We start from the raw sequence: 16,626 nt of genomic DNA on the forward strand, positions 1-16,626 counted from the left end.
TGTGTTTGGTTAATGTCCACGACTTGTCTAGTTGTTGAGCACTGTATTTTGAAATGGTAAGTCGTAACTTTTCCCGCCGAGATTTCCTTAAAATGACCGCTGGTGGTGTGGTGTTGGCGTCTGCCCTGCCATCATTTTCTTGGGCTTCACTCCCTGACGAGCCACGTGCGCTGGCGATGAACAATCTTAATACTGGAGAGATCCTCGAAACATGCTATTTCGATGGAAAACGATACATTAATGATGAACTTCAAAGGCTGAATGAGTTTTGTCGAGACCATCGACGAAATGAGGTTCATCCCATGGATAGACGCTTGTTCGATCAAATAAGTCAAATTCAAAAGTTAATTGGTACAGAAGCAGAGGTGATCGTCATTTCAGGTTACCGTTCTCCTGCTACTAATGCCTCGCTGCGCAACGGGTCTTCTCGTGTAGCGAAAAAGAGCATGCACATGGAAGGAAAGGCGATTGATTTCCGTTTAGATGGCGTGAAGCTTTCAACGGTTCGAGATGCGGCATTAAGCCTAAAAGCCGGTGGTGTGGGTTATTATCCACGCAGTAACTTTGTTCATATCGATACGGGTGCTGTTCGTTCTTGGTAGTGCCAAGTTGAGACAGGGTTCCTCGTCTCAGAACGTCGCCTATTACCCATGGTACAAAGCTTGAAGTCGCTAGGGCTTAGTGTCATAGTTGCGGCAGTTTTCATGCAAATTTATTCGGTATAGGTTATCTATGGCTCTGAAATACCAAGTTGTTCCAGTAACATCTTTCTCTCAAAACTGTTCTATTGTCTGGTGTGACGAAACCATGAAAGGTATTGTGGTTGACCCAGGCGGCGATGAAAAGCAGCTCGCTATGCTTATCAAAGAGCTGGGTGTTGACGTGGTAAACCTAGTGCTAACACACGGCCACTTGGACCACGTAGGTGGCACGGAGCCGCTGTCTGCACTGCTTGGCGGTACAGAGATTGTTGGTCCTCACAAGGCAGATAACTTCTGGTTGCAAGGTTTGGAAGGTCAGAGCCAAATGTTTGGTTTCCCGCTGACAGAAGCGTTTGAACCGCACCAATGGCTAAATGAGGGTGACACTGTCACTTTCGGTAATCAAGTGCTGAACGTATTCCACACACCTGGTCATACACCTGGTCACGTTGTGCTTTACAGTGAAGAAGCGCGTTTAGCGTTTGTGGGTGACGTTTTGTTTAACGGTAGCATTGGTCGAACTGACTTCCCACAAGGTGATTTCAATACGTTGATTAGCTCTATCAAAGAGAAATTGTGGCCTTTAGGCAATGATGTCACGTTTGTCCCTGGTCACGGCCCTCAATCGACTTTCGGTCATGAGCGTAAAACTAACCCGTTCGTTGCTGACGAGATGCCGCTTTACTAAAAGTGCGTGTACTAAGCATTATTCTGGCTCGGCGGCAGCTAAGTATCGCCGAGTCAGTCCCACAAAATCCTCAGCCTCACGATCTAGATCACTTGCTGATATAAATAGATCGTAGCCGTAGAAACCTCTCTGATACTTCATCCGGTTGGCGAGCATCGCTAACAAACCTTTGTACTCAATCCCATCTCTGTTTATATACGGTTTAGGGTCAAGCACCATATCCTCAAACTTATCTTCACACTGATTTTGTTTCGCGCCTAAGTAAAGCAGTGCTCGCTGGCTGAGGAGAATTTCTGTCGCTATACGAGGGCAGATTGAATTTAAGTAGGGTGAGTAGTGTTTTAGACGAATACCGATCCAAGGTAGCGGTTGGTGCCACCCTTCCTGTTGGTAGCTACAAATACCGATTGACTCAATATTTCGCCATCGGACGACCCAACCTCCTTTAAAAAGGTGTTGCTGAAAGTGAGAAGCTGTCAGCGTAAAAGTGACTTGGCTTTTCTTAATCATCAAGATGGCGAAACCAACGATTGCAGACATCAAAATGACCGACAACATGGCTTGCTTCCATCCCGGAGAAATGGCAACCAAAAACAAAGTGATGAGTGCAACGAGCAACAAAAGTATTCTGTTGATAGGGGAGTCGGGTTTGAAATGTGAATTTGTTAGGTGCAGCGTTTCCATGCTTATAACCTCATCGAATACTTGTCCAAAAATAAGTGGGTAGCTTTATGTGCATTGATTTGCATTCAAAATAAAACAAACCTCTGTTTTTATACCCAGTATTCAATAAATCCGTTCATAAAATATCTGATTAAATAGTAGACGTTCTATGCTTTGAGCGCATTTTTCATCGCGTTTCGCCGCTAAAACCTACAAATTGCTTGTGAATTTTGGTATAAAACGCGCTTCAAATTTTCATCCCTGCTGAGATGCAGTGAACTGGAGAAATATTCAATGAGACTTGCTCATAAGCGTAAAGTGCAGATGAAACTGCAAAAACGCATTAAAGCGACAGTAGCAAACTTAGCTGCAGCACCTAAAGCAGTGAAGCCTGTTGCGGAAAAAGCAGTAGCACCTTCTGTTGCTGAAAAAGCTGTTGCGGAGAAAGTAGTAGCTGATAAAAAAGTAGCTGCAGTGAAAACAGTTGATGTTGCCCTTACTCCTAAGCAACAACAAGTATTAGACATCGTTATGGCGAATGCTGAAGGTATTAACCCTAAAGGCATCGGTCTAGCTGCAGGTCAAGAAGATACTAAAGCGGCATCATGGGCTACTGGCGCACTAAAGAAGCTTCTTGAAGAAAACCTAGTTCAAAAAGAGCAGTTAGCAGGTAACAAAGTTATCTACAAAGCAGTTTAATTACCGCTACCGTTCTAGATTGAATACCTCGGCCGATGCCGAGGTATTTTTTTATCTTGGTATTGGAAATAATGCATTAAGTACTGACTTTAACACTACCAATAAGTGGTTTGTCACATTTTCTTAAATACTATGTAAATTTTTTGGCAGAAAAATACGTAAGTATTGTCTTTTATTTTTATTCATAGATAAAAATATAATTTATTGATTTTGCTATTATTAGTCTTTTGTCATGACGGTTTTCCTACGTACTTGTACGTAATACCTTAGGCTAATGCCTTATTGATGAATTACTCGCTTCCGTGTTCATGCCCATTTCGCATTAGACAACATTGTTACATCTTTTATACCGAATACAGCCAATCCTAATGAAATGGATGACAACAATAACCTTGGTGATAAAGGACGTGAACGATGAGTCTAATCCAAAAATCTTTAAAACGAGTGCTCAAAACAACCGCTGTCGCTGCCGTGATGGCACTCGCAGCGACTTCTGTAAACGCTGCTGAAAAAGTCTATCGTTTAAAGCTTGCTGAAACTTGGGGGCCTAATTTCCCAATTTTTGGTGATACCACAAAAAACATGGCCAAAATGGCGGAAGAGATGTCCAACGGACGTTTGCAAATCCGCATTGATTCCGCAAACAAGCATAAAGCGCCTTTTGGGGTGTTTGATATGGTTAAGTCGGGTCAGTATGACATGGGTCACTCAGCGTCTTATTACTGGAAGGGTAAGGTTCCAAACACACTTTACTTCACTTCTATGCCCTTCGGTATGTTGCCAACTGAGCAGTATGCATGGTTTTACTACGGCGGTGGTATGGAGCTGATGGAAAAAGTGTACTCTCCACATAACTTGATGTCTTTCCCTGGCGGTAATACCGATACTCAGATGGGCGGGTGGTTCCAAAAAGAGATCAAGTCCGTCGAGGACTTACAGGGTTTGAAAATGCGTATCCCTGGGTTTGCTGGTGAGATTTTGGCTGAGTTAGGTGCCAAGCCAACGAATATCGCCCCTGGTGAGCTATATACTTCTCTAGAGCGTCGCACAATTGATGCCTTGGAATGGGTTGGTCCATCGCTGGATCTACGTATGGGCTTCCACAAAATCGCGCCTTACTACTACACAGGTTGGCATGAGCCAGCGACTGAGCTTCAGTTCCTCGTTAACAAGCGTACCTGGAATCGTCTACCTGATGATCTAAAAGCGATTTTGCAAGTAGCCATGAAAACGGCCGCTTACGATATGTACACGCAATCGAAACACGAAAGCGGCAAAAACTGGGCATCTATTAAGTCTGAATACCCAAATGTTGAAGTAAAAGATTTCCCACCTGAAGTAGTAACTGCGTTGCGAGAAGCAAACGATCGTTTGTTGAAAGAACATGCAGAAAAAGATGCTTTGGCGAAAGAGATTCAAGAGTCGCAAGCGAACTATATGAATCAAGTTCGACCATGGTCAGATATTTCGCACCGAGCGTACTTAAACAGTCAAGCTCAACAATAACGTTATGAAGCAGGCGATGCCGAGAGGTTTAGCCTGCTATCGAAGCCCAAGAAAACTTCATAATGAATGCTCCGCACCATAGCGGAGCGCATCTAAACGTTCCACGGAGTTCGGAATGAGAAGTCTTATTTATATTGAGCGATTATTTAACCGCTTTAGCGATTTTCTCGGATGGTTATCCAGCATCCTGTTTATTTTGTTGTTAGCAAACGTTGTGTACGACGTTGTCATGCGTTACGTGTTTAATGATGTGTCTATCGCATTCCAAGAAATGGAATGGCATCTATTCTCTGCCGTGTTCTTGCTTGGTGTGCCTTACGCAATTAAGTCCGGTGGCCATGTTCGCGTCGACATTTTTTATGAACGCTTATCTTACAAAGCACAATCCATCATCGACATCATAGGCACACTATTTTTCTTATTCCCTTTTTGCCTACTGGTAGCTTGGTTTGGTGTTGATTTCGCTAAGGAAAGTTACGCGTTAGGCGAGACGTCTGGTGACCCAGGTGGCTTACCATATCGTTGGATTATCAAAGCGATGATTCCGCTGTCATTTTTCTTTATGGCGGTGAGTGGTATTGGATTGTTACTTCATTCAATCAACAAAATTGTCAACCCTCATCTCATCTATGCCGGTAATAACGGTAAGTCGTAAAAGGAAGTCATTATGATCGGTATAGTGATGTTTTTTGTTGCGCTCTTTGCGCTTCTATTGGGATTTCCCGTTGCCTTTACTTTTGGTGGTATCGCGCTGATTTTTGGTGTTTGGGCTGAAGGCATCGAGATGTTTGCTTTTATGCCATATCGAATTCAGTCCATTATGGAAAATACGGTGCTAATGGCCGTACCGCTGTTCGTTTTTATGGGGCTAGTGCTACAGAAAACGAAGCTTGCTGAACAGCTACTAGAATCAATGGGGCGTTTGTTCGGTGGCGTTCGCGGTGGTATCGCTATTTCTACCGTGTTAGTTGGCGCATTGCTTGCGGCTTCAACGGGTGTGGTAGGCGCATCAGTTGTTGCGATGGGCTTAATATCTCTTCCTGTGATGCTCAAGTACAATTACGACAAAGGTTTAGCGTGTGGGACTATTTGTGCGTCTGGCACGTTGGGCCAAATTATCCCACCTTCTATCGTGTTGATCTTGTTGGGTGATGTACTTGGCGTACCGGTAGGGGACCTATTTCAAGCTGCGATCTGGCCCGGTATTACACTTGTTGGCGCCTATGTGATCTACATTCTCATCTACGCGAAGTTGAACCCTCAAGCCGCACAGGCGATAGAGCGCGATGAGTCGATCAGTCGTAAACAAGAAGTGCTCACCGCACTGAAAGCTGTATTGCCACCTTTAGCATTGATCATCGTGGTATTGGGCTCCATCTTTGCAGGGATTGCAACACCAACAGAGTCAGCGGCACTGGGTGGTGCAGGTGCGATTATTTTATCGCTATTGTATAAGCAGTTTAGTTGGTCGATGATTTATGATGCATCAAAAGAGACAGTTAAAGTAACCGCAATGGTCTTTGCGATCTTACTTGGTGCGACCGCCTTCTCAATGGCATTTACCTACACTGGTGGTGATTATTTAGTTGAAGAGTGGATGTTAGAACTGCCGGGTGAAAAGTGGGGATTCCTTATTATTACCATGGTGGTGATTCTGATTTTAGGTTTCTTTATCGACTTCGTTGAAATCTGTTTTATCATCGTGCCAATTATTGCGCCAGTTGCTGAATTGATGGGCATTAATATGACGTGGTTTGCGATTCTTATTGCGATGAACTTGCAGACGTCGTTCCTCACACCGCCATTTGGCTTTAGTTTGTTTTATCTAAAAGGTGTCGCTCCAGCAGGGGTTACTACGCGTGATATCTACAAAGGTGTGATGCCATTCATCGCGATTCAGATTGTTGTGTTGGCGTCTTTGCTGTTTTTCCCAGGTTTTTACGGTATGAGTTAATCACTCGATAATAAAGAGATTTTGTGAACTGAGAGTTTTTACCTTTTGAGACAAGTTGTTAAGCTGTTAATTATGTCTATGCAGACACAATCGATTCGTTTGTACTGCTAAGATAGTAAGCTGTAAAGGCAGCGTTTCATGGAGGGAAGGGATGCCTCTCAAAGCAAAGTTAATTCTGCTGACACTGATACCCGTGGTATTGGTGTCAGCGAGTATCAGCTGGATCTCTATCTATCAAACCAAGACCCTTGGCAAAAGGGAGGTGGAGATCTTTCATCAAAACCTGATCCAATCAAAAGAAGCGGCGCTGAAAGATACGGTCGACGTCGCTTTTGACTCCATTTCTTACATCTACAACGATCCGACTTTAGAAGAGAGTGTTGCCAAAACGCGTGTGAAAGCGATTTTAAATCGTTTGAGTTATGGGTCGGACGGCTATTTTTTTGCTTATGATAAATATGGTACCAACCTTGTACACCCAGTTCTTCCGGAGCTTGTCGGGGAAAACTTACTCTATCTTGAAGACGAAAATGGCGATCGCTTAATCGAAGCTCTATTGTATCAAGCGCAATCCGGTGGTGGATTTCATCAGTACCTGTGGCAAAAGCCATCTACGGGTGAAGTTGTCCCTAAGCTTAGTTACGCTGCATGGCTCGATAAGTGGGAATGGATGATAGGGACTGGGCTGTATATTGAGGATGTAAGCCGAGAAGTCGCCAATATGCGCGCGGCGGTGAACAAAAATATCGAAACGACATTTTTCTCAGTCGTCGTGATCTTAGCGGTGACCGTTGCTGTAATCATTGTTCTCACTCTGGCGATCAATCTGCACGAGCATCGCCTCGCTGATAAGAACCTGAAAGAATTGGCACATAAAACCGTGATGTTCCAAGAAGATGAGAAAAAGCATTTAGCGCGAGAGCTGCATGATGGAATCAATCAGTTGTTAGTCTCCAGTAAATGTCATTTAGACTTAATGAGTCATAGACTGGAAGACGAAAAACTCAAATCCCACTTAGATAAATCACAACTATCGCTCGTCACCGCGATAAATGAGGTGCGGCATATTTCTCATCAGCTCCGTCCAAGCGCCCTCGATGATATCGGTTTAGAAGCAGCACTGACGACCTTGCTACAGGATTTTCATTCCCATTCCGGGATTGATATCGAGAGCAATTTCGATACTCAGCAGCACAAACTGACTTCGGAAGTCGCAACGACGCTATATCGCGTCGCTCAGGAGTCTTTGAATAACATTGAAAAACATGCGCGAGCGAAAAAAGTAACGGTTACTTTGCAAAAAATGGGCAATATGCTGCAATTACTCATACGTGACGATGGGGTTGGATTTGTGGTTAACCATGCAGTGCACCAACAAGGGATTGGGTTAAGGAACATGCAAGAGCGTGTAGAGTTCATCGGTGGTGAATTTGAGCTAATGAGTGAGCTTGGCTTGGGAACAGAGATTACCGTGCTGCTTAATTTGGATGAAATAGTTTATGGATAAACCGATTAGTGTAGTGATTGTCGATGATCATCAAGTGGTGTTGGATGGCTTCATGGCTCGTTTGGAGTTAGAGCCTGACATCGAAGTGGTGGGTACAGCAAGTAATGGTTTGGAAGCGATAGAGGTCGCAAAGCACTTGCAACCGGATGTCATATTGATGGATATCAGCATGCCTATAATGAACGGTATTGAAGCGACTGGTGTAATTAAAGAAGCGCGCCCAGAGAGCAAAATACTTATGTTGACCATGCACGATAATCGCGAGTACATCATGAAGGTCATGCAAGCTGGTGCCGTAGGATATATGCTCAAGGAAATCTCGGCCGAGAAAATGGTGCAAGCAATAAAAACGGTGAACCAAGGCTCGACGTATTTCTGTGAATCCGTCACACAAACACTCTTTACCCAAGAAGTGGTGCCTGCCACGCAAAAAACGAATCCTCTCAGCCGCAGGGAAGAAGCGGTACTTAAATTAGTTGCTCAAGGAAACAGCAGCAAGAAAATCGCCACTTTACTCAATATTAGTTATCGAACGGTAGAGACGCATCGCCATAACATTAAGCACAAGTTGGACTTACATTCGACGGCAGAGTTAGCAAAATATGCGTTTGAAACTGGGTTGACTGAGTAGGAGAGTAGTGCCCGCAAAAAGCGAGCACGTGGGAGCGAAACTAATCGGCTTTGGTAATGCTACCAAGCTCTAGCATTGGAGCAACATCGATGTCCTCTGCATTCATCATCGTCGAGATGCGTTGAACGGAAGATAGTAGAAGGGATTGCTCCCATTCTTCCAATTTTTGGAATCGATTAATGAAGTGCTCTTGCAGCGGCGTTGGTGCTTGTTTTAAGGCTTCTTGGCCCTTGCTCGTAAGCACAGCATGCACTTTACGCTTGTCTTGAACACTGCGCTGACGCTCAACAAACTGGCCTCGTTCTAGTCTATCTAGAATGGTCGTTGCGGTCGCTTGGCTCATGTTAGTGTGGCTAGACAACTGTTTAATCGTCACGTTATCTAAGTCATTGATAGCGCGCATCAAAATCAACTGTGGAGCAGTCAATCCAGACTCTTTGCTCAGCTTTTTAGAATGTAAATCAATAGCGCGGATGATCTGACGAATCGAGACCAATACTTCTTCGTACTTTTCCAATTTATTCATCCAGTCTGTAGGGAACATTTATCGAGGCGACACTAACTTAAATGCGCCCTTATTTAAAGGGGGGAAATCAAAAATTACCTCTACAATTTTACGCCGTGTCCTCAATACCATTTTGTCGCGCCTTTTCGACAAAATAAGAAGAGCTAAAATTATTATAGCAATAAATGTTTGTGGTCTAACTATTGTAGTAGTGATTTGTTCTATCAAAGGCCGTAACCACACAGTGAAAAGTAAGTTATTGGATTTTTTAATAGCAAAAAGATAGACAAAAACGTGTCAAATGATAGGATCTTGCGCTTTCACGGAATGCAAAACGTATCGTGTTCGAAAGATTTTTTTGTTTGGTACGTAAAAACACTACAAAAATAGAGAGGAACGATGACAAAGGGTATAGATAAGTACAGTATCGATAGTACCGACTATACGGTAGGTCAGGACAACGTTCAAAAATGGGGTTTTGATGTTCATAACCCAGTTTTTGGTATTAGTGCAGGTTTAATTGCGCTGTTTCTTGTCGCTGCATTAGTTCTAGATGCACATACCGCAAAGACGGCACTTGATGGGCTGAAATGGAAAATTATTGGTTCATTCGATTGGTTGTTCATTATTGCAGGTAACATTTTCGTTATTTTCTGTTTGGCGCTTATCGTCTCACCAATGGGTAAGATTCGACTAGGTGGTAAAGACGCTGTTGCCGATTACTCGTTTATGTCATGGCTTGCAATGCTATTTGCAGCTGGTATGGGTATCGGTTTAATGTTCTGGAGTGTTGCAGAACCTGTCGCTTACTTCACCGGTTGGTATGAAACGCCACTTGGTGTTGAGGCAAATACACCAGAAGCCGCGAGATTGGCACTGGGTGCAACGATGTTCCACTGGGGCCTTCACCCATGGGCAATTTACGGTGTTGTAGCACTTTCTTTAGCATTCTTTGCCTACAACAAAGGTTTACCGCTATCTATGCGTTCGATCTTCTACCCACTTCTGGGTGATCGTGCATGGGGTTGGGCTGGCCACATTGTGGACATTCTGGCTGTGCTTGCGACTTTATTTGGTCTTGCTACATCCCTAGGTCTAGGTGCGCAGCAAGCAGCAAGTGGTATTCATCACGTATTTGGTGTTGAGCCAGGCCTAGGTCTGCAAATCGTCGTTATTACCGTGGTGACTTTACTTGCTGTTGTTTCAGTCGTACGCGGCATCGATGGTGGTGTTAAAGTCATTAGTAACATCAACATGGTTGTGGCGTTCTTGCTACTGATTCTTGTTGGTCTTATCGGTTGGGCGGCGAGCCTAGGTTCGATTCCAACCACACTTATGGCATATGTAGAGAATATCATCCCACTAAGTAACCCGTTTGGTCGTACGGACGAAGCTTGGTTCCAAGGCTGGACAGTGTTCTACTGGGCTTGGTGGATTTCATGGTCGCCATTCGTAGGCATGTTCATCGCGCGTGTTTCTCGTGGCCGTACCGTTCGCGAGTTCATCACAGCAGTTCTACTGGTTCCAACTGCGGTTACCGTTGTTTGGATGTCTGTATTTGGTGGCCTGGCGATCGAGCAAGTTGTTGATAAAGTAGGTGAGCTGGGCACAAATGGCTTGACTGACGTATCTCTCGCTATGTTCCAAATGTTTGATGTTCTTCCATTTGGTAGCATGCTTTCTATCATCGCTGTTGTGTTGGTACTTGTGTTCTTCATTACGTCTTCTGACTCTGGTTCACTTGTTATCGACAGTATCACGGCAGGTGGTAAAGTTGATGCACCTGTACTTCAACGTGTCTTCTGGGCATTCATGGAAGGTGCAATTGCGGTTGCTCTGCTATGGATTGGTGGCTCCGAGGCGGTTCAAGCTCTTCAGGCTGGTGCCATTTCTACAGCACTGCCATTTACCTTCATTCTGCTTGCAATGTGTGTGAGCTTATTGATGGGTATGAGAACAGAGCGTCAGTAATTCGGCATTTTATAAAACCGTTTGACTAACAATCAATCAAAAGGCCAGCAATTTGCTGGCTTTTTTTGTGCGGTTTTTATGACGCTCGAGACAAAAAAATGACACATGAAAGTTCATATTTTACAAAGAGTTAATGTGCTATTTTGTTTTTTAAAAATTAGTGAATAGTCGTAAAAAAGTGTGTAATATTCATGCACCTTAACTGTTCTCCCAACTCAAAAAACTATAAATATGAAATTATCATTAAAACAAAAGCTTATAGGCGCAAGCCTTTCTGCTGTTGTTGTGATGGCAACAGCACTTACTTGGTTGTCGGCTGGTCAATTATTTGATCAGACTCGTTCAGGTGTCTATTCACGTGCGCAAAGTCTTAGTACTACTGCGTCAGAGGGAATTTCTGATTGGGTCAATATCCGTAAAGATATTGCCACTGCGTTCAACGATTACTCGACCGAGCAAGACGTTGTTCCTTTCCTACAACAAGCTCGCAAGGCTGGTGGCTTCGATGACATCTTCCTTGGTACACCAAACGGTGATATGTACCGCTCTCATCCGGAGCGTAACCGTGCTGATTACGACCCTCGCACACGTCCTTGGTACAAGGATGCTGATGCCGCAGGTAAGCAAATCATCACAGCCGCATATCAAGACGCAATCACGAATGCACTACTTGTGACCATTGCTGAGCCAGTAATGAAAAATGGTCAGTTTGTTGGTGTTGTTGGTGCGGACGTACTGATCGATCAGCTTATCAGCGATGTAATTAACTTAGATGCAGGTGAAAACGCGCATGCGATGCTAATCGACATGAATGAAGGCACCTTCTTAGCGCATCCAGATAAAAGCTTGACGCTTAAGCCTATCACCAGTGTTCTAAAAGATTTTTCAGAAGAGGCAATTGAGCGTGCCGCCGATGAAGGTCGTATCGAAGATACGGTAATCAAAGGAAAAGAGAAGCTTTACTACTTCAATAAAGTTCCTGGTACGCATTGGATGTTTGCGATTGAAATGGATCGCGCAACAGAAGAAGCAGGTCATGCGGTATTGCTACGTGATCTATTGTTCACTGCTGTGGCGATCACGATTGTGGTTATTCTTGCAGTTTCTTGGCTAGTTGGCTTCTTGTTCCGTGACTTGAACCGCGTATCAAATGCACTGGAAGAAATTGCATCTGGCGAAGGTGACTTAACGCAACGCCTAGAACCACGCAGTGATGATGAAGTAGGTAAACTGGCGGAAAACTTCAACCGTTTTGTTGGCAACATGCACACAATGGTTACTAAGCTTAGCCACGTATCTTCTGCGCTTTCAGAGCAAGCACGCACGACAGCACAGCAAGCTGAGGAGCGTAGTCAGCGTATCTCTTACCAGCAAGATGAAATCAACATGGTGGCGACGGCCGTGAACGAAATGGCAGCAGCGACACAAGAAATTGCAGGTAATGCTGATAGCACGGCAAGTAACTCAGAAGAAGCGGTTCAAGCTTGTTCACACGGTTCAAGCCAAGTAACTCAAACGCAAGGCTCTATTCAGAACTTAGCGCAAGAAGTTCAAGTTGCTACTGATGTGATTCAAGAGCTAGAAGCACACGGAAATAGCATCAATACGATTCTATCAACGATTCAAGGCATTGCAGAGCAAACGAACCTACTTGCACTTAACGCGGCGATCGAAGCGGCACGTGCAGGTGAGCAAGGCCGTGGTTTTGCTGTGGTTGCAGATGAAGTCCGCGTATTGAGCCAGCGTACTCATGCTTCAACGCAAGAGATTCAAGAAACTATCGAGATGCTACAAGGCACAACGGCCAAAGCGGTCGGTATTATGGGTGACAGTCGTCGTCTAGCTGATACCAGTGTTGACGATGCCAATGCGGCTGCAGCGAGCTTGACGCAAATCCACACTGCTGTTGAGCGTATCAGTGATATGGCAACGCAGATTGCTTCAGCAGCAGAAGAGCAAGCATCGGTAACCACTGAGATCACTCGTAACACTGAAGGTATTCGTGACGTGTCTAACGAGTTGTCAGTCGAAGCTCATCAAGCAGCAGAACAAGCTGCTCACCTGTCTGAGCTATCACACGAACTTGAACAAGAGATTCAACGCTTTAAGCTGTAATCTTGTCTCAAGCTAAGCAAAAAAAAGGAGCCATCTGGCTCCTTTTTTGATCGCTATTAAGCGTGAAGTATATTACAGCCAGAACTCACTGATGGGTTGCTCTTCACTGTAATGATGGGCGATTTGCGCTTGCAGTAGCTCTGCGGTAGCAATTGCATCGGTTAATGCATGGTGAGGCGTATAGTCTGGCAGCCCATAACGGCGTCGAGATTGCGCTAGCCGAACCGATTCTGGTTTTTTCCCTTTTAAACGCTCCCAGAGAGAGCCTGAACGTTTCTGTTGAATCGTTTCTTCAAGGTGCAGCGTATCTAAAACAGGAAACTCAATACCTTCCCCTAAACGGCTTTTGAGCGCTTTATCCAGAAACTCTCTCTCGATACGACGGTAATGAACAACAATGATTTTCCCGCTTAAGCATGGTAGCAGCTCGCTTAAGATATCGCCTAAGTCAGGTGCATCGATCAATTCGCTGTGAGTAATACCGTGTATAATGACTGAATCTTCATCGAGTGCACGCTGTGGACGTACCTTCCAATGACGCGAGTTACGTAGGAAAATTCGCTTCAGGTTAAACGGCACCAAACCAATAGTAATGATGTCATGTTTTTCAGGATTCAAACCCGTCGTTTCGAAATCTAACGCCACGAACTCCACCTCAGATAACGGTGTTTCTGGAGCAGGCGGCTTGTTGCTATAAAACGCAATTAAATTCTCATCCTTCGCCATCTCCAGCTTTTGTTCAAACTTCGTTGGCCACTGAATGGTTGGCTTCTGAAAGAGCTTTTTAATCATGCTAAACCTCACTTAAAGCTCTTGTTCGCTTGGTAGCGGAACTTAAGGAAATTTTGACCATTGCTTAGGATCTGGAATGCATCCTTTAGGTTGCGACGTTCAAACTCAGAGAGGTTTTCCGGTTCGATATTGTTATCAGGCTCAATGCCTAGTTCCACATCCGTCGCTTGGTGACGAATACGTACCATGGAAATAAATTCTAACGCGTCTTTTAAGTCTTGTGCTCGACCTTTTGGCAAAATGCCAGCATCAATAATGTCGTCAAGACGCTCAAACGAGTTCTGTGCTCGTGAACCAACCGCCAGAGAGTGAACGCGAATTAAGTCGACCAGAGGAGCAGTACCGCGACGTTTGAGGTTGATGGAGTTGTTGTGTCTGCCATCTTTTTCCATCACGAAGTCTTTAAAGAAGCCCAGAGGTGGTGTTCTGTTTAGTGCGTTACGAGCCAAACACGCTAAGAAGCGGTTGTTCTTTCGAGCGCGACGAACAATAAAGCTAGTTAACTGTTCTGCCCATTTTAAGCGGCCATAGACGCCATCCAAGTCGAAAAAGATGGAGGCGTTGAGTAGTGCTTTCGGGTTCGGGTTATCAATCCAGTCAGCAAAACACTCTTCCCACTCTGAACGAGTCATGCGCCATAGTGGGTTGGTTGCCATAATATCACCTGTGCAATATTTGTAGCCACAGGCATCTAACCCATCGCTGACGTATTTTGCTAGGGCTTCGAAGTATTTACCATGTTTCTCTTCTTGATAAGTCTCATCTAGAATGATGGCGTTATCTTGGTCAGTCACCAACAGTTGCTCATCTCGCCCCATTGAGCCAAGTGCAAGGAAACAATAAGGAATTGGCGGTGGACCAAGCTCTTCTTCTGCCATTTCTAGCAGACGCTGTTTGAAGCTTCGGCCAATGACCGACATCGCGCTACCCACCATGTGAGAGTTGGCATCTTCATTGACCAGACGCACGAAGCTGCTTTTCACTTCTTCGGCAACAACTGCTAAATCTTCGATAGTCTGTTGTTGGAAAATACTACTCACCAACAACAACGAATTCTGAGATTCATAACGAACAATGTCGGTTGTTTCGATAATACCGATTGGTAATTGGTTTTTTACCACTGGTAGGTGATGTACGTTGTAACGCAGCATCGTTAACATTGCTTCATAGATGTAAGCGTTGTGGTCAAGAGACATGACCTCCGTGGTCATCACACTGGACACATCGTCCTGTGGGGACAAACCTTCAGCTAACACACGGGTACACAAGTCACGGTCAGTAATGATACCAAGTACTGGGGACTGTGGATCGTCTTCGTCACGAACGAAATCTGGGTCGACGATAAGTAAAGCCGATACGTTGTCATTCGCCATTTGCTGCGCGGCTTGCTGGATTGTCTGACCACGATCAATCGTATGAGCATCGCCAGTCAGCAAGGTTTTCACTTTCGACGTCGTCAGGTCATTGGCGTCTTTGTTTTCTGAAATGGCTTGGCGTAAACGAGCGCTATTTTCAACTTCAACAAAATCCGCAAAGGAATCAAAGTTATCGTAAATTTCTTGGAAAATGTCACCAGGAATACAGTAGAGCAGGGTATCCTCAATGGCTTTTACCGGAAAGCGGACTTTGTTATTGGTGAGCATGCCCATCTGGCCAAATAGGTCACCTTCGTCAAGGCGATTATACAGCTCACCTTTGCGTCGATAAACTTCAACAACACCGCTTCGCACCACGTATAAATCTTGGATATAGTCTCCAAAATGGATGATGGGGGTATCTTCTCGGTAGTACGAGATTTCGACACTCTCTGTCACCTTGTTTAGTGTTTCTTCAGGGAGTTCATTGAACGGGGGATACTTGGCGAGAAAGTTGTAAATCTCGAGAAGTTCTGCATCCATCGAAGGCGCCTTTTAGTTCGCAAATAATAAAGTAATCTTAACTTAGTTTTAAAACAGAGTCTTATCTGAACCGCGATTTTCGTGCTCAGTCATAAGATTCTGACATATCGCACGATAAGGGAGCTTCATTTTTACTACTATATGGTCACCTCAATTGAAAAAGACGTCGTCGATATGTTTTCTTCGTGATGACTGATTAGCTCTTTGGCTGTTTCAGATCGTTATCACGTCTTTAGATTAAGCTATTCTTCTTGAGCCAAGTAGCTCAGGCGATGGAATACAGTGTTTAGATAATTCTCATGAAAGGAAGTCGAATGGTGAGAAATTTATTGCTTGTTTCTTTAGCTGCTTTGCCGGCGATATCAAGCGCAGCGGTCATGCACCAAGCAGAAAAATTTGGGTACGAACACATTCATTTGGATGTTGGTGCCGGAACGACAAACGAAGAATGGTTAGATAACTCTAATGCGACCACAGTTGGACTCGGTGGTAACTATTTGTTTACTGAGAACTGGTTGTTTAATGTTGATTACTCAGCGCAGTTTTTCCATCCGGATGATTTTACTCTTCGCATTGACCGCCTTTTGTTTGGTGGTGGTTACCGTTATGGAGTTACAGAGCAATTCGATATCTACGGGCTATATGGAATAGGCGCAATCAAAGCGAAAGCGACGGACGACAAAACGGATAATACGTTGTCTTCCGATAGCGAATTGATTCAAGCTGTAACTGTTGGGGTGAATTACTTGCTCAGTGAAAAGCTTATTGCGACAGCTGAAGTGGAGTTGAACCGTAGTGATATCGTTGATGAGAACAATTTTAAGATCGGTCTTAACTACCAATGGCATAAAGTCATCGGCACTGGTCTTTTTTATCAGTTTAGAGATACTGATTACAGCGGTGAAAGCTCAGATTACGTCAATGAAGTAGGGCTGAGTTTGAAGTTTGTCTACTAGATCGGACGGGTTCGTTTTTGGCGTTAAGTTAAAACAAAAA

General features: G+C 44.4%; 15 protein-coding genes. 11 read left to right on the top strand and 4 right to left on the bottom strand.

Annotated elements, in window-relative coordinates; all coding sequences use genetic code 11:
* The first annotated feature begins 53 nt into the window (after positions 1-53).
* Complete coding sequence (locus R7P64_RS11080) at positions 54-602, top strand: DUF882 domain-containing protein (RefSeq protein WP_017820459.1); 549 nt, start codon at positions 54-56, stop codon at positions 600-602.
* A gap of 130 nt (positions 603-732) precedes the next feature.
* Positions 733-1,389 carry an MBL fold metallo-hydrolase gene (locus R7P64_RS11085; RefSeq protein ID WP_005376855.1) on the top strand — a complete coding sequence of 219 codons (657 nt, stop codon included), beginning with the start codon at positions 733-735 and terminating at the stop codon, positions 1,387-1,389.
* A gap of 18 nt (positions 1,390-1,407) precedes the next feature.
* On the opposite strand, the gene R7P64_RS11090 is transcribed toward R7P64_RS11085, so the two are convergent.
* The gene (locus R7P64_RS11090; RefSeq protein ID WP_005376857.1) at positions 1,408-2,073 is read right to left on the bottom strand and encodes a DUF2982 domain-containing protein; all 666 of its coding nucleotides are present in this window, start codon (positions 2,071-2,073) and stop codon (positions 1,408-1,410) included.
* 273 nt (positions 2,074-2,346) lie between these two features.
* Here R7P64_RS11090 and R7P64_RS11095 point away from each other — a divergent pair, with 273 nt between their 5' ends.
* From R7P64_RS11095 to R7P64_RS11120, 6 genes are all read left to right on the top strand, one after another.
* The gene (locus R7P64_RS11095; protein ID WP_005376863.1) at positions 2,347-2,751 is read left to right on the top strand and encodes a hypothetical protein; all 405 of its coding nucleotides are present in this window, start codon (positions 2,347-2,349) and stop codon (positions 2,749-2,751) included.
* A 414-nt stretch (positions 2,752-3,165) separates the two neighbouring features.
* The gene (locus R7P64_RS11100; RefSeq protein ID WP_308386752.1) at positions 3,166-4,257 is read left to right on the top strand and encodes a TRAP transporter substrate-binding protein; all 1,092 of its coding nucleotides are present in this window, start codon (positions 3,166-3,168) and stop codon (positions 4,255-4,257) included.
* Positions 4,258-4,372: 115 nt separating this feature from the next.
* Entirely contained in the window at positions 4,373-4,912 is a 540-nt protein-coding gene (locus tag R7P64_RS11105) for a TRAP transporter small permease subunit (protein ID WP_053306570.1), read from the top strand.
* A 12-nt stretch (positions 4,913-4,924) separates the two neighbouring features.
* Positions 4,925-6,211, top strand: coding sequence for a TRAP transporter large permease (locus R7P64_RS11110; RefSeq protein WP_005376871.1), 1,287 nt, complete (start codon positions 4,925-4,927; stop codon positions 6,209-6,211).
* 151 nt (positions 6,212-6,362) lie between these two features.
* The gene (locus R7P64_RS11115; RefSeq protein ID WP_315956416.1) at positions 6,363-7,718 is read left to right on the top strand and encodes a cache domain-containing protein; all 1,356 of its coding nucleotides are present in this window, start codon (positions 6,363-6,365) and stop codon (positions 7,716-7,718) included.
* Positions 7,711-8,349, top strand: coding sequence for a response regulator (locus tag R7P64_RS11120; RefSeq protein ID WP_005376875.1), 639 nt, complete (start codon positions 7,711-7,713; stop codon positions 8,347-8,349). Before R7P64_RS11115 ends, R7P64_RS11120 begins: the two co-directional genes overlap by 8 nt.
* Before the next feature lie 40 nt (positions 8,350-8,389).
* Here R7P64_RS11120 and R7P64_RS11125 read toward each other — a convergent pair whose 3' ends face one another.
* Positions 8,390-8,866: a MarR family winged helix-turn-helix transcriptional regulator gene (locus R7P64_RS11125; RefSeq protein WP_005376877.1), complete on the bottom strand. Its 477-nt coding sequence runs from the start codon at positions 8,864-8,866 to the stop codon at positions 8,390-8,392.
* Between the two features lie 387 nt (positions 8,867-9,253).
* Here R7P64_RS11125 and R7P64_RS11130 point away from each other — a divergent pair, with 387 nt between their 5' ends.
* Both R7P64_RS11130 and R7P64_RS11135 read left to right on the top strand, forming a co-directional pair.
* Positions 9,254-10,825 (top strand): BCCT family transporter, encoded by a 1,572-nt coding sequence (locus R7P64_RS11130; RefSeq protein WP_005394723.1) that lies wholly within the window; start codon positions 9,254-9,256, stop codon positions 10,823-10,825.
* 231 nt (positions 10,826-11,056) lie between these two features.
* The gene (locus R7P64_RS11135) at positions 11,057-12,940 is read left to right on the top strand and encodes a methyl-accepting chemotaxis protein (protein ID WP_005376880.1); all 1,884 of its coding nucleotides are present in this window, start codon (positions 11,057-11,059) and stop codon (positions 12,938-12,940) included.
* 72 nt (positions 12,941-13,012) lie between these two features.
* On the opposite strand, the gene R7P64_RS11140 is transcribed toward R7P64_RS11135, so the two are convergent.
* Entirely contained in the window at positions 13,013-13,732 is a 720-nt protein-coding gene (locus R7P64_RS11140; protein ID WP_005376881.1) for a 3'-5' exonuclease, read from the bottom strand.
* An 8-nt stretch (positions 13,733-13,740) separates the two neighbouring features.
* On the bottom strand, positions 13,741-15,630 hold the full coding sequence (locus R7P64_RS11145) for a DUF294 nucleotidyltransferase-like domain-containing protein (protein WP_033905640.1): 1,890 nt from the start codon (positions 15,628-15,630) through the stop codon (positions 13,741-13,743).
* Positions 15,631-15,944: 314 nt separating this feature from the next.
* Between R7P64_RS11145 and R7P64_RS11150 the strand changes: the two genes are divergently transcribed.
* Positions 15,945-16,586, top strand: a complete 642-nt coding sequence (locus R7P64_RS11150; RefSeq protein ID WP_042522781.1) for an outer membrane beta-barrel protein — start codon at positions 15,945-15,947, stop codon at positions 16,584-16,586.
* Positions 16,587-16,626 lie beyond the last annotated feature (40 nt).

This window comes from Vibrio sp. 2304, from assembly GCF_033339475.1.
Classification (GTDB): domain Bacteria; phylum Pseudomonadota; class Gammaproteobacteria; order Enterobacterales; family Vibrionaceae; genus Vibrio; species Vibrio alginolyticus.

Bases quoted from the DNA above. Each gene is read 5' to 3' on its own strand.
- R7P64_RS11100 (WP_308386752.1), top strand. From the start codon at position 3,166: ATGAGTCTAATCCAAAAATCTTTAAAACGAGTGCTCAAAACAACCGCT.
- R7P64_RS11120 (WP_005376875.1), top strand. From the start codon at position 7,711: ATGGATAAACCGATTAGTGTAGTGATTGTCGATGATCATCAAGTGGTG.
- R7P64_RS11145 (WP_033905640.1), bottom strand. From the start codon at position 15,630: ATGGATGCAGAACTTCTCGAGATTTACAACTTTCTCGCCAAGTATCCC.
- R7P64_RS11130 (WP_005394723.1), top strand. From the start codon at position 9,254: ATGACAAAGGGTATAGATAAGTACAGTATCGATAGTACCGACTATACG.
- R7P64_RS11095 (WP_005376863.1), top strand. From the start codon at position 2,347: ATGAGACTTGCTCATAAGCGTAAAGTGCAGATGAAACTGCAAAAACGC.
- R7P64_RS11115 (WP_315956416.1), top strand. From the start codon at position 6,363: ATGCCTCTCAAAGCAAAGTTAATTCTGCTGACACTGATACCCGTGGTA.
- R7P64_RS11140 (WP_005376881.1), bottom strand. From the start codon at position 13,732: ATGATTAAAAAGCTCTTTCAGAAGCCAACCATTCAGTGGCCAACGAAG.
- R7P64_RS11090 (WP_005376857.1), bottom strand. From the start codon at position 2,073: ATGGAAACGCTGCACCTAACAAATTCACATTTCAAACCCGACTCCCCT.
- R7P64_RS11135 (WP_005376880.1), top strand. From the start codon at position 11,057: ATGAAATTATCATTAAAACAAAAGCTTATAGGCGCAAGCCTTTCTGCT.
- R7P64_RS11150 (WP_042522781.1), top strand. From the start codon at position 15,945: ATGGTGAGAAATTTATTGCTTGTTTCTTTAGCTGCTTTGCCGGCGATA.
- R7P64_RS11080 (WP_017820459.1), top strand. From the start codon at position 54: ATGGTAAGTCGTAACTTTTCCCGCCGAGATTTCCTTAAAATGACCGCT.
- R7P64_RS11105 (WP_053306570.1), top strand. From the start codon at position 4,373: ATGAGAAGTCTTATTTATATTGAGCGATTATTTAACCGCTTTAGCGAT.
- R7P64_RS11110 (WP_005376871.1), top strand. From the start codon at position 4,925: ATGATCGGTATAGTGATGTTTTTTGTTGCGCTCTTTGCGCTTCTATTG.
- R7P64_RS11085 (WP_005376855.1), top strand. From the start codon at position 733: ATGGCTCTGAAATACCAAGTTGTTCCAGTAACATCTTTCTCTCAAAAC.